This window comes from Mycobacterium toneyamaense, assembly GCF_055384815.1.
Window position 1 is genome coordinate 297,529 of sequence record NZ_AP040333.1, and the last position, 12,908, is coordinate 310,436.

A 12,908-nucleotide genomic window follows, 5' to 3' on the forward strand; every position below is an offset into this window, starting at 1 on the left:
AATTCGGGCTAGATTCCCAACGCACCCGCCGCGACCAGTACCACACCCACCACCGCCAGCAGGCCCGCGACTTCGTGGCGCTGGCGGGCGCGAATCCAGTTGTGCAGGTTGCTCATTGCCGTCCGCGTGCGCTGCGGGGCGATCAGGTAGGCCAGCAGCGGTATCTCGACCAACGAGAACGCCACGACATTGAAGGTCACCAGCGCACCCATCCGAACCCCGGCCTCGAGGTTTGCGGCGGCGATCACGGCCAGCGCCGCGAGATAGTCGACCGAGGGCAGCGCGATGCCCAGGCCCGCGACGCCGGCGACCCACAGGGACCGGCCGTCGAGCAGCCGGCTCAGCCACGCGGGCAGCTCGCGGTCCTTTCCCTTCGTGACGGCCAGCAGCACGGCCGCCACCAACGCCAGGACACCGATCACGATCTGGACCGTCGGCAGGTTGAAATGTGCTGAGGCCCAAGCGGGTAGCCGCGACTCGAGGAAGAACAGCACCACCGCGCCGACGGACAGGCCCATCAGGAAACCACCGCACAGGAACGCGGCCAGCTGCAGGTGCGGGCGGGGCCGGTTCAGCATGACGACGGACATGCCGATGCGGAACGGCTCCAGGCTGACCGCGACCGCCATCACCAGCAGGGTGATCCACATGCGGCGCGGTTACGCGTCCAACCGGACGAACTGCCCTTGCCGGTACTGCTCGGCACACGCCGACCGGCGCATCTTGCCGCTCGTGGTGGTCGGGATCGACCCGGCTTCCACTAGCACGACGTCGGCGACCTGCAACCCGTGCGCCCGCGAAATCGCCGCGACCACATCGTTTTTCAGCCCATCGAGCTCAGCGGCGTCGGCGCGCGACTTGAGTTCGATGATGGTGACCAGCTGGTCGGTGTGGTCGTCGGTGACGGCGATCGCCGCCACCCGGCCGCGGCTGATCTTCTGCACCGTCGCTTCGATGTCGTCGGAGTAGTGGTTGCGGCCGCGCACGATCAGCATGTCCTTGATGCGGCCCACGATGAACAGGTCGCCGTCGGAGAGGAAGCCCTGGTCCCCGGTCCGGAGCCAGCCCGTCTCGGGCGTGCCCTCGGGGGCGTCCACCAGGGTCGCGTCGAAGGCGGACCCGGTCTGCTCGGGCTTGCGCCAGTACCCGGCGGAGACATTGTCGCCACGGACCCAGATTTCGCCGACGACGCCGTCGGGGCACAGCTGGCAGGTGTCGGCGTCGACGATCTCCAGCAGCGGCGACGGCGCCCGGCCGTACCGCATGAGCGGCGTCCCACCCGCTTTGCGCAACGCGATGCCCTGCGTGAGTTCGTCTGCGGCGAACTCGACGACCTCTGGCGGCCGGCCGTGCGCACCGCTGGCCACGTAGAGCGTCGCCTCGGCCAGGCCGTACGACGGCACCATCATCTCGGGCCGGAAGCCGACGGAGGCGAAGCGTTCGTCGAACTTGATCAGGGTGGGTGGGTGGATGCGTTCGGCGCCGTTGTTGATGCCGATGACGCCGCTGAGATCGAGCTCGGCCATCTCCTCGTCGGTGACGCGGCGCGTCGCGAGGTCGAACGCGAAGTTCGGGGCGGCCGACCATGCGGGGTTGTTCCGCGACAGCGCCTGCAGCCAGCGGACCGGGCGCGTGAGGAAGGCAATCGGGCTCATGAGGTCGCCCTTGTGGCCGGAGAAGATCGGGACCGCGATCCCGAGCACCAGGCCCATGTCGTGGTAGAAGGGCAGCCACGAGACCAGCGTCGACCCCGGCGGCAGCTCTCCACCGTGCTGCGACAGCAGGTCGGCCAGCAACTGCTCGACGTTCACCCGCAGGTTCCGGTGCGAGATCATCACGCCGGCCGGCAGCCGCGTCGACCCGGAGGTGTACTGGAGATAGGCGATATCGGGGCCCGGCGGGACCTCTTCGTCGAAGTCGCGGTCCGCATCCAGGTCGAGGGTGTCGACGGCGATCACGGCGACCATGGAGGCACCGTCGTCCACGTTCTGCGCGGCGATGTCGAACGCGGCCGCGGTGGTCAGCACAACCGTGGGCGACGTGTCGGTGATGACGGCACTGACCCGCTCGTCATGCGAGCCGGGTAGCGGGACCGACAGCGGCACCGCGATGAAACCCGCCTGCATGGCGCCCAGGAACCCGACGATGTAGGCCAGCCCCTGCGGCGCGATGATCAGCGCGCGGTCGCCGGGAACGCCGTGCATGCGGAGCTCGTGCGCCACGTTGAGCGTGCGCCGGTACAGCTGGGCCCACGTCACGCTCTCGGTGACGCCGTCCCAGTCGTGGTCGTAGTCGGTGAAGGTGTAGGCCATGTCGTCGGGAGTCGCACCGGCGCGCTCGCGCAGCACGGACAGGATCGACGCATCGGACATGGCGCCAGGTTACTCAACTCACATGAGACCGGTGGTACCTGGTTTGCCGGTCAGGTGCGCTACGCCGGGCTCGGAGGGACGGTCCCCACAAACACCTGTCGTCCGGAGCCGTCAACTTTCGTTGACGGTCAACGAAAGTTGACGGCTCCAAATCGACTGTGTGGCAGGAGGCCGGTCCATCGGGAGCCGCGCGTGTCCCCCAATCGGGGGACGCGGATTTCGTCCGGTCGAGGGCCCGATCAGTGGACTGACCTGGGGCGTCGATTCCGCGAAGGTTATTTCAACGCCGCAAGGCACCCACCCCAAACCTTCAGGAGACGATATGACCACCACGACCACCACCCGCTCCCGCTTCACCCGCCGTATCGCGGCCGCCGCCGCCCTGGTGGTAGCGCCGGCGCTGGCGTTCGGTCTCTCACCCGCCGCCCACGCAGAGACGGGCACGCAGCATTTCAACGAGTGCGACCTCACCCACAAGGACGACAAGATCTGGGACGGCGTGAAGCCGCCGGCGCACGGCACCACCGGCGAGCACTCGCCGAAGAACCCGGGCCACAACTTGCAGGTCCAGTGGCCGGGCAATGACTCGATCCGTGGCTTCGCTGTGCACCCGGGTAAGCAGGACATCAAGGCGGTCCAGGATCTGCTGGTGGTGCCGACGGTCCGGGAGACCGGGATCGAATGCCCCAACCTGCTGCGCTCGGACGCCCCGAACTACTTCAAGGACGCCTACGACTCGATCCACTTCGGGAGCTCGCCGGACTGGGCCCTCGGCATCAACTCGCAGGACGGCCGCGGATACGACCAGCTGCACATCCACCTCACCCGGCTCTACGGCGCCGCCCGCGAAGACATCGACCGGGCCGTCAAGGCCGGCAAGGTCAGCAAGGACGAGCACAAGTGGGTCGACCAGGTCATCGAGGTCACCGACCACGACCAGACCTTCCTCAAGAACAGCAAGCATCAGTACCGGGCCTGGAACGCGAACGGCATCGACACCAACTTCTTCGCCAAGCTGAACGACGACGTCGTCACGCCGCTCTACAACCACGGCAACAAGCACGCCGCGATGGCGCACGAGGCCATGCTGGTCACGCTCAACCACGAGGGCAACGGGCTCATCGTCCTGGCCAGCGACACCAACAGCGGCATCCACGGTGTCGACCAGATCGAAGGAATCATGGACAAGAGGTAGGGCTGCGTCGAAAAGGCGGCCATCCGAGATCATCTCGGGTGGCCGCTCTTTCGCGTTTCGGCGGTTACGATCCGACCATGTCGCTGCCCGATGGATCGGTCTTCGCCGGATTCACCGTGGTCAGAAAACTGGGCGCCGGCGGTATGGGCGAGGTCTACCTGGTGCAGCACCCGCGGCTGCCCCGCACCGACGCGCTGAAGGTCCTACCGGCATCGCTGTCGGCCGACGCCGAATACCGGCGGCGCTTCGAGCGTGAGGCCGACGCCGCGGCGACGTTGTGGCATCAGCACATCGTCGGAGTGCACGACCGCGGCGAATACGACGGGCGACTGTGGATCTCGATGGACTACGTCGACGGTTCCGACGCCGGAAACGTCCTCAGGACGCAGTGTCCGGGCGGGATGCCGCGGGACCAGGTGATCGCGATCGTCACCGCCATCGCCGACGCGCTGGACCATGCGCACAGCCGCGGGCTGCTGCACCGTGACGTCAAGCCCGCGAACATCCTGCTGGGCTCCGGAGGCCCGGGCCGCGGCCGGGTGCTGCTGGCCGATTTCGGGATCGCCCGACGTGTGGACGATTTCGACGCATTGACGTCGACCAACATGACGCTCGGCACACCGAACTACGCGGCGCCGGAGCAGTTGCTCGGGGAGAAGCTGGATGGTCGCTCGGATCAATACGCCTTGGCCGCCACCGCTTTTCAGCTGCTGACCGGTCGGCCCCCGGGTGGCGATTCGACGCCTGTGGTGCTCATCAGTCAACGCGTGAGTGGTGTGGTGCCGCGGCTGGCGGAGGTCCGCCCGGATCTCGCCGATCTGGACCCCGTAATGGCGATCGCGATGGCCCGCCGGCCGGCCGACCGCTTCGCGTCGTGTTCGGATTTCGCCACGGCGCTGGCACGCGGGGCCGCGGCGACGCTGCCGCCGGTCGCCACGGCCCCTGCGGTACCCGGTGCGCCGACGCAGCGGTCGGCGCCGCCCGTCGTGCCCATGGGCCTTGTGCGCCAACCGGATCCGCCGACGGCGGCACGATCCGGCATGAGCCCGACGGCCTGGGCACTGACCGGAGTGGGCGTCCTGCTGGTGGTGGCCCTGGTCTTCGTCGGCGTCGTGCTGATGCGCGGGCGTGACGGTCGCAGCGGCCCAACGACTTCGGCGGAGGCCACGACGACCGCGCCCGAGACGACGGGTGTGACCGTGACGTCGGTCGAGTCCACCGAGCCGGAGACGTCCACCTCGCTGGTGCCCACCACAGCACGAATGGTGCTGCCCGACGCCGACACCCACGGCTTCACCACCTACAACGGCGCCGCCCGGTGCACCGGGGCCGACGAGGCCGCGATGATCCTGCGTACCGCCCAGTCGGCCGTCGTGATCTGCCGCAGCGGCGTCGGGGTGCTGTATTACCTGGGCTACCGGCTGTCCGACGACGCGACGATCCGACTGGGAACCGTGAACGAGTCCGGCGACGGCTTCGTCGCGTTCAACGATCCCGATTCGGCGGAATACCACGTCTCGTCGTCAGGCCTGGAAATCGTGCAGAACGGCAAGACACTGGCGTCCGAGCCCGCGGTGGAGTCTGCTCGGTGAGCACCTGACGCGGTGCGCGTATGTCAGGATGGCCGGGTGAAAGGCATCATCCTGGCAGGGGGCGCGGGCACGCGACTACACCCCGTCACCGCCGGGGTGTCCAAGCAGCTCATCCCGGTCTATGACAAGCCGATGATCTACTACCCGCTGTCCACGTTGATGCTGGCGGGGATCACCGACATCCTGGTCATCACGACGCCGCTCGACGCGCCGAGTTTCGAGCGGCTGCTCGGCGACGGGTCGCAGTACGGCGTCTCGATCAGCTACGCCCAGCAGCCCTCGCCGGACGGACTGGCGCAGGCCTTCACCATCGGCGCGGACTTCCTCGGCGGCGACAGTGTGGCGCTCGTCCTCGGCGACAACCTGCTGTACGGCCCGGGGCTGGGCACGCAGCTGCAGCGGTTCAACAACGTCGACGGCGGCGCGATCTTCGGCTACTGGGTCGCCGAACCCTCGGCCTACGGCGTCATCGAATTCGACGATGCCGGGCAGGCGGTTTCGCTCGAGGAGAAGCCTGCAGTGCCCAAGAGCAATTACGCCGTGCCGGGTCTGTACTTCTACAGCAACGACGTGGTGTCGATCGCGCGTGAGCTGAAGCCCAGTGCCCGCGGCGAGTACGAGATCACCGATATCAACCGAACGTACCTGGCGCAGAACCGGTTACGGGTTCAGGTGCTGCCCCGCGGCACGGCATGGCTCGACACCGGGACGTTCGACCAGATGACGGACGCCGCCGAGTTCGTGCGGACCATCGAACGTCGTACCGGTCTGAAGATCGGCGTGCCCGAGGAAATCGCTTGGCGGCGTGGCTATCTCAGCGGTGATGAGCTGCGGGCACGCGCCGAGCCGTTGGTGAAGTCCGGCTACGGCACGTACCTGCTGGACCTGTTGGACAGGGGATACTGATGGCACGCCTGCTGGTCACCGGGGGCGCGGGGTTCATCGGGGCCAACTTCGTCCGCTACGTCCTGGACCACACCGACCATCACGTGACGGTGCTGGACAAGCTGACGTACGCGGGCAACCGGGAGTCCCTTGCGGGCCTGCCCGAACAGCGAATGACGTTCGTCCTGGGGGATATCGCCGACGCCGCGTTGGTCGACGAGCTGATGGCGACGACCGACGTCGTGGTGCACTTCGCCGCCGAATCGCACAACGACAACTCCCTGCGCGATCCGGAACCGTTCCTGCACACCAACGTGGTCGGGACGTTCACGCTGCTGGAGTCGGTGCGCAAGCACGGCACCCGGCTGCACCACATCTCAACCGACGAGGTCTACGGTGACCTCGAACTCGACGACCCCGCCAAGTTCACCGAACGCACCGCCTACAACCCGTCGTCGCCGTACTCGTCGACCAAGGCCGGCAGTGACCTGCTGGTGCGGGCGTGGGTGCGCTCGTTCGGCGTCCGCGCCACAATCTCCAACTGCTCCAACAACTATGGGTCCTACCAGCACGTCGAGAAGTTCATCCCCCGGCAGATCACCAACGTGCTGTGCGGTATCCGGCCGAAGCTCTACGGCGCGGGCCGCAATGTGCGGGACTGGATCCACGTGGACGACCACTCGTCCGCCGTGCTGACGATCATCGAGAAGGGGCGCCTCGGCGAGACCTATCTGATCGGCGCCAACGGCGAAAAGGACAACAAGACCGTCATCGAGATGATCCTGACTCAGATGGGGCGGCCGGCCGACGGCTACGACCACGTGACGGACCGCGCCGGACACGACCTGCGTTACGCCATCGATTCGACCAAGCTGCGCACCGAACTCGGTTGGCAGCCAAAATATGTCGACTTCGCCGACGGCCTGAGCGCCACCATCGCCTGGTACCGCGACAACGAGGCATGGTGGCGTCCGGTCAAGGACGCCACCGAAGCGCGCTACGCGAGCCAGGGTCAGTGAGCGATGGGCAACCCGTGACCGAGTACGGAAAACCGTTGTCCGCCAATGCCACACCGATTCCGGGCCTGACCGTCTGGGACCTGCCGGTGCACGGCGACAACCGCGGCTGGTTCAAGGAGAACTGGCAGCGCGAGAAGATGACGGCGCTAGGGCTGCCGGATTTCGGGCCCGTGCAGAACAACATCTCCTTCAACGACGCGGCGGGCACGACCCGCGGCATCCATGCCGAACCGTGGGACAAGTTCGTCTCGGTGGCGACCGGCCGGATCTTCGGCGCCTGGGTCGACCTGCGCGACGGCCCGACGTTCGGCGCGGTGTTCACGGCCGAGCTCGATCCGTCGCGGGCGGTGTTCGTGCCCCGTGGGGTCGGCAACGCGTTCCAGACCCTGGCGCCCGACACCGCGTACGTCTACCTCGTCAACGACCACTATTCGCCTGACGCACAGTATGTTTCGGTGAACCTGGCCGACGAGACGCTGGCCATCGACTGGCCGATTCCGCTCGAGCGCGCCGAGCTCTCGGCCAAGGACCGGACGCATCCGCGGCTGGCGGACATCCAACCGGTCGCACCGCGAAAGACCTTGGTACTGGGCGCCGATGGCCAAGTCGGCCGGGCCCTGCGCGCCGAATACGGTGACGACCCCAGCGTCGAGTTCGTCACCCGCGAGCAGGTGGACCTGGCCGGTGACCTCGAGTCGGTGCTGCGGTGGCAGGACTACGACACCGTCATCAACGCCGCCGCGTACACCGCCGTGGACGCGGCCGAGACCCCGAGCGGGCGAGCCGACGCCTGGGCCGTCAACGTCACCGGCGTTGCCGCGCTGGCCCGTATCGCGACCGCCCGCGGCCTCACGCTGGTGCATCTCTCCAGCGACTACGTCTTCGACGGCACCTCCGACTCGCCCTACCGGGAGGACGACCCGATCGCCCCGCTCGGCGTGTACGGCCAGACCAAGGCGGCCGGCGACCAGATCGTCGCGACGGTGCCGCGGCACTACATCCTGCGGACGTCGTGGGTGATCGGGGACGGCCGCAACTTCGTCCGGACCATGGCGTCGCTGGCAGAGCGCGGCGTCGACCCGTCCGTGGTCGACGACCAGGTCGGGCGGCTGACGTTCACCCCCGAGCTGGCCCGGGCGATCCGGCACCTGACCACGACCGGCGCGCCGTACGGGACGTACAACGTCACCGGTTCGGGTCCGGCGATGTCGTGGGCGGACATCGCGCGCCGGGTATTCGAGCTCTCCGGCCACGACCCGGCGCGGGTGACAGGCGTCAGCACCGAGGCCTACTTCTCCTCGGCGACCGGCGCGGTGGCCCCGCGGCCGCGCAACAGCGTGCTTGACACGCAGAAGCTGGAATCAACGGGATTCATACCCGAGGCGGCCGAAGACTCGCTGGCGCGCTACCTCGGCCGGTAGCAGGGCGTTCCCGCCAAGCGGACGCTTGCTCGGGTGACTCGGGGAGTGCCATGTGAAGATGGACGGACTATGAGCTCTACAGATCTCAGCCCGGCATCCCTGCGCGCGGCGTTCGGCCACTTCCCGATCGGCGTCGTCGCCATCGCAGCCCACGTCAACGGCGAGAAGGTCGGCCTGGCCGCCAGCACCTTCGTGCCCGTGTCGCTGGAACCGCCGCTGGTGTCGTTCTGTGTGCAGAACACGTCGACCACCTGGCCGAAGCTCAAGGACCTGCCGGCCCTGGGCATCAGCGTGCTGGGCCAGCAGCACGACGCCGCGGCGCGCACCCTCGCCGCCAAGACCGGCGACCGCTTCGCGGGCATGGAAACCGAGGCGCGCGACAACGGCGCGCTGTTCATCCACGGCACCAGCGTGTGGCTCGAGACGTCGATCGATCAGCTGGTTCCCGCGGGCGATCACACCATCGTTGTCCTGGCGATCAGTGACATCGTCATCAACCCCGATGTCGAGCCGATGGTCTTCCACCGCAGCGCATTCCGCCGCCTGGAGGCCTGAGTCAGGGTCGGGAGGCCAGCTCCTGGCGATACCCCGCGACCCGCGCCTCGAGTTCAGCGGCGTCGTCAGGCCGCCCTTCCTTGCGGGCCAGTTCGGCGCGCAAGGAGAGCTCGCGGATCGCGGTCCGAATGTCGTTGACACTGTGCGTTTCTGATTGGCCCATCTGGCTGCCTTTCGTCACGGATTGGCTGCCCTTCCGAGCCTACGCCGAAACATCGCCGGCCCCGCCGGATCGGCAACCTACCGCCGGAAGAGCTTGTTACCCAGCCAGACGATGGGGTCGTACTTGCGGTCGGCGACGCGCTCCTTCATCGGGATCAGCGCGTTGTCGGTGATCTTGATGTGCTCGGGGCAGACCTCGGTGCAGCACTTGGTGATGTTGCAGTAGCCCAGGCCGAACTCGTCCTGCGCCATGTCCTTGCGGTCCAGCGTGTCGAGCGGGTGCATGTCCAGCTCGGCCACCCGCATCAGGAAGCGCGGCCCGGCGAACGCCTGCTTGTTCTCCTCGTGGTCGCGCACCACGTGGCACGTGTTCTGGCACAGGAAGCACTCGATGCACTTGCGGAACTCCTGCGAGCGCTCGACATCCTCCTGCTGCATCCGGTACTCGCCGGGCTTGAGGTCCTTCGGCGGCGCGAAAGACGGGATCTGGCGCGCCTTTTCGTAGTTGAACGACACGTCGGTCACCAGGTCGCGCATGATCGGGAACGCCCGCAGCGGGGTGATGGTGACGGTCTCGGCCGGGTCGAACGTCGACATGCGCGTCATGCACATCAGCCGGGGACGGCCGTTGACCTCCGCCGAACACGACCCGCACTTGCCGGCCTTGCAGTTCCACCGCACCGCGAGGTCCGGGGCCTGCGTGGCCTGGATGCGGTGGATGATGTCGAGCACCACCTCACCGTCGTTGACCTCGACCTTGAAGTCGTCGAGACCGCCGCCGGTGTCGTCCCCGCGCCAGACCCGCAGATTGGCTTGGTAGCTGTTGCTCATCGCTAGCTCCGTTCCGGATGGGCGGCCAGTTCGGCGTCGGTGTAGTACTTCTCGAGCTCGGACAGCTCGAAGCAGGCGAGCAGTTCGGCGGGCATGGGCACCTGCTGCTCCGGGGTGACGGTGACGTCGGGGACGATCGGGTCGCCGCCACCGGCGCTGCAGACCAACAGGATGTTGCGCCAGTCGGCGCTCATCTCGGGGTAGTCGTCACGGGTGTGGCCGCCGCGGCTCTCGGTGCGGGCCAGGGCGGCCTTGGCGACGCACTCGCTGACGAGCAGCATGTTGCGCATGTCGATGGCCAGGTGCCAACCGGGGTTGAACTGCCGGTGGCCCTCGACGGTCACGTTGTGCATCCGGCGCTTGAGGTCGTCGAGCTTGAGCAGCGCCTGCTCGATCTCTTCCTTGGTGCGGATGATGCCGACCAGGTCGTTCATCGACTGCTGCAACTCGGTGTGCAGGGTGTACGGGTTCTCGGCGCCGACGTGCTCGTCGAACGGCTCCAGCGCCTCCCGCGCGGCGGTGGTCAGCGCCTCATCGGAGACGACGGGCCGCGCCGGCAGCGCCTTCACGTACTGCGCGGCACCGAGACCGGCCCGCCGGCCGAACACCAGCAGGTCGCTCAGGGAGTTGCCGCCCAGCCGGTTGGAGCCGTGCATACCGCCCGAGCACTCGCCCGCGGCGAACAGGCCGGGCGTCCGGGCCGCGCCGGTGTCGGGGTCGACCTCGATGCCACCCATGACGTAGTGGCACGTCGGGCCGACCTCCATCTCGTCCTTGGTGATGTCGACCTCGGCCAGCTCCATGAACTGGTGGTACATCGACGGCAGGCGCTTCTTGATCTCTTCGGTCGGGATGCGCGAGGCGATGTCGAGGTAGACGCCACCGTGCGGGGTGCCGCGACCGGCCTTGACCTCGGAGTTGATTGCGCGTGCCACCTCGTCGCGCGGCAGCAGGTCAGGGGTGCGCCGGGCGGAGTCGTTGTCCTTGAGCCACTGGTCGGCTTCTTCCTCGGTCTCGGCGTATTGGCCTTTGAACACCGAGGGGATGTAGTCGAACATGAAGCGCTTGCCCTCGGAGTTCTTGAGGACTCCGCCGTCGCCGCGCACACCCTCGGTGACGAGGATGCCCTTCACCGACGGCGGCCAGACCATGCCGGTCGGGTGGAACTGGATGAACTCCATGTTGATCAGCGTCGCGCCGGCCCGCAGCGCCAGGGCGTGCCCGTCGCCGGTGTACTCCCAGGAGTTCGACGACACCTTGAACGACTTGCCGATGCCGCCGGTGGCCAGCACCACGGCCGGTGCCTCGAACAGCACGAAGCGGCCCGACTCGCGCCAGTAGCCGAACGCGCCGGCGATACGGTCGCCGTCCTTCACCAGCTCGGTGATGGTGCACTCGTGGAACACCTTGATGCGGGCCTCGTAGTCACCCGTCTCGGCGAAATCCTCCTGCTGCAGCGAGACGATCTTCTGCTGCATGGTGCGGATGATCTCCAGGCCGGTGCGGTCACCGACGTGCGCCAGCCGCGGGTAGGTGTGGCCACCGAAGTTGCGCTGGCTGATCCGGCCGTCCTTGGTGCGGTCGAACAGCGCACCGTAGGTCTCCAGCTCCCACACGCGGTCCGGTGCTTCGCGGGCGTGCAGCTCGGCCATGCGCCAGTTGTTCAGGAACTTGCCGCCGCGCATGGTGTCACCGAAGTGCACCTGCCAGCTGTCCTTGGAGTTCGCGTTGCGCATCGAGGCGGCGCAGCCGCCTTCGGCCATGACGGTGTGGGCCTTGCCGAACAACGACTTACACACCACCGCGACCCGCAGGCCCTGCTCCCGGGCCTCGATGACCGCACGCAACCCCGCCCCGCCGGCTCCGATTACGACGACGTCGTATTCGTGCCGTTCGAGTTCAGCCATGAAATAACTCCAAATTGTCGTGAATAGCGTTGAAAATCAAAAAGTTTCGTTGCCGACAAAACTCATCCGACAAACCTCGGGTCGCTGAACCACCCGGCCGACACCGCCATGACGTAGAAGTCGGTGAACATCAGGGTGCCGAGGGTGATCCACGCGTACAGCTTGTGGCGAGTGTTGAGCTTGCTGACCTGGGTCCAGATCCAGTAGCGCACAGGGTGTTTCGAGAAGTGCTTGAGCCGGCCGCCGGTGACGTGCCGGCAGGAGTGGCAGGACACCGTGTAGACCCACAGCATGATGACGTTGCCCAGCAGGATGATGTTGCCGAGCCCGAAGCCGAAACCGCTGGGCGAGTGGAACGCGACGATGGCGTCGTAGGTGTTGATCACCGAGATGATGACCGCGATGTAGAAGAAGTACCGGTGGGTGTTCTGGATGATCAGCGGGAACCGCGTCTCACCGGTGTACTTGGCATGCGGTTCGGCGACGGCGCAGGCCGTCGGGGACTGCCACACCGTGCGGTAGTAGGCGCCGCGGTAGTAGTAGCAGGTCAGCCGGAACAGCAGCAGGAACGGCAGGGACAGCGCCGCGAACGGAATCAGCGACAGCGGTCCGTCGGCCGGCAGAATCTGGGGCCAGAACTCGCTGGCCGCACCGCACTTGACGCTCAGACACGGTGAGTAGAACGGCGTCAGGTAGTGGTAGTCCGCGACGTAGAAGTGGTCCCGCTGGAAGGCGCGCACCGTCGCGTAGATGACGAACGCCGCGAAACCCAGGTCGATGAGAATCGGGGATTTGAGCCAGTTATCGGTCCGCAGGGTGCGCTGCGGTATCTGCGCACGCGTGGGGGAAAAGACGCCGGTCCCGGGGCGGTTGGCGGCGGGTGCGCTCACGAAAGCATCCTCGATTTCGTTTGGGGGCAGGGCCTACCTATGAAGTTGTGGGTACGGGCCGGTGATGGGCACGACGGAC

12 protein-coding genes are annotated in these 12,908 nt (G+C 67.2%); 6 read left to right on the plus strand and 6 right to left on the minus strand.

Annotated elements, in window-relative coordinates; all coding sequences use genetic code 11:
• Positions 1–8: 8 nt before the first annotated feature.
• Positions 9–650 (minus strand): GAP family protein, encoded by a 642-nt coding sequence (locus ACZ5IQ_RS01295; RefSeq protein WP_212807997.1) that lies wholly within the window; start codon positions 648–650, stop codon positions 9–11.
• 9 nt (positions 651–659) lie between these two features.
• Entirely contained in the window at positions 660–2,372 is a 1,713-nt protein-coding gene (locus ACZ5IQ_RS01300) for an AMP-binding protein (RefSeq protein WP_212807998.1), read from the minus strand.
• Positions 2,373–2,694: 322 nt separating this feature from the next.
• On the opposite strand from ACZ5IQ_RS01300, the gene ACZ5IQ_RS01305 reads away from it, so the two are divergent.
• The 6 genes from ACZ5IQ_RS01305 to ACZ5IQ_RS01330 all read left to right on the plus strand — a co-directional run bounded on the left by ACZ5IQ_RS01305 (position 2,695) and on the right by ACZ5IQ_RS01330 (position 9,039).
• Positions 2,695–3,567: a CDP-diacylglycerol diphosphatase gene (locus ACZ5IQ_RS01305; RefSeq protein WP_212807999.1), complete on the plus strand. Its 873-nt coding sequence runs from the start codon at positions 2,695–2,697 to the stop codon at positions 3,565–3,567.
• A gap of 77 nt (positions 3,568–3,644) precedes the next feature.
• Complete coding sequence (locus tag ACZ5IQ_RS01310; protein ID WP_464480688.1) at positions 3,645–5,159, plus strand: serine/threonine-protein kinase; 1,515 nt, start codon at positions 3,645–3,647, stop codon at positions 5,157–5,159.
• A gap of 36 nt (positions 5,160–5,195) precedes the next feature.
• Positions 5,196–6,065: a glucose-1-phosphate thymidylyltransferase RfbA gene (gene rfbA / locus ACZ5IQ_RS01315; protein ID WP_064859854.1), complete on the plus strand. Its 870-nt coding sequence runs from the start codon at positions 5,196–5,198 to the stop codon at positions 6,063–6,065.
• Complete coding sequence (gene rfbB / locus ACZ5IQ_RS01320) at positions 6,065–7,063, plus strand: dTDP-glucose 4,6-dehydratase (protein ID WP_464480689.1); 999 nt, start codon at positions 6,065–6,067, stop codon at positions 7,061–7,063. Before rfbA ends, rfbB begins: the two co-directional genes overlap by 1 nt.
• Before the next feature lie 14 nt (positions 7,064–7,077).
• The gene (rfbD, locus tag ACZ5IQ_RS01325; RefSeq protein ID WP_464480690.1) at positions 7,078–8,484 is read left to right on the plus strand and encodes a dTDP-4-dehydrorhamnose reductase; all 1,407 of its coding nucleotides are present in this window, start codon (positions 7,078–7,080) and stop codon (positions 8,482–8,484) included.
• A gap of 69 nt (positions 8,485–8,553) precedes the next feature.
• The gene (locus ACZ5IQ_RS01330) at positions 8,554–9,039 is read left to right on the plus strand and encodes a flavin reductase family protein (RefSeq protein ID WP_406775412.1); all 486 of its coding nucleotides are present in this window, start codon (positions 8,554–8,556) and stop codon (positions 9,037–9,039) included.
• Between the two features lies 1 nt (position 9,040).
• Here the strand turns inward: ACZ5IQ_RS01330 and ACZ5IQ_RS01335 are convergent, their stop codons facing one another.
• From ACZ5IQ_RS01335 to ACZ5IQ_RS01350, 4 genes are all read right to left on the minus strand, one after another.
• The gene (locus ACZ5IQ_RS01335; RefSeq protein WP_166427982.1) at positions 9,041–9,202 is read right to left on the minus strand and encodes a hypothetical protein; all 162 of its coding nucleotides are present in this window, start codon (positions 9,200–9,202) and stop codon (positions 9,041–9,043) included.
• A 77-nt stretch (positions 9,203–9,279) separates the two neighbouring features.
• Positions 9,280–10,032, minus strand: a complete 753-nt coding sequence (locus tag ACZ5IQ_RS01340; RefSeq protein WP_029121197.1) for a succinate dehydrogenase/fumarate reductase iron-sulfur subunit — start codon at positions 10,030–10,032, stop codon at positions 9,280–9,282.
• A gap of 2 nt (positions 10,033–10,034) precedes the next feature.
• Positions 10,035–11,939, minus strand: a complete 1,905-nt coding sequence (locus ACZ5IQ_RS01345; RefSeq protein WP_138247710.1) for a fumarate reductase/succinate dehydrogenase flavoprotein subunit — start codon at positions 11,937–11,939, stop codon at positions 10,035–10,037.
• A gap of 62 nt (positions 11,940–12,001) precedes the next feature.
• Positions 12,002–12,829 carry a hypothetical protein gene (locus ACZ5IQ_RS01350; protein WP_020103516.1) on the minus strand — a complete coding sequence of 276 codons (828 nt, stop codon included), beginning with the start codon at positions 12,827–12,829 and terminating at the stop codon, positions 12,002–12,004.
• Between the last annotated feature and the right edge of the window lie 79 nt (positions 12,830–12,908).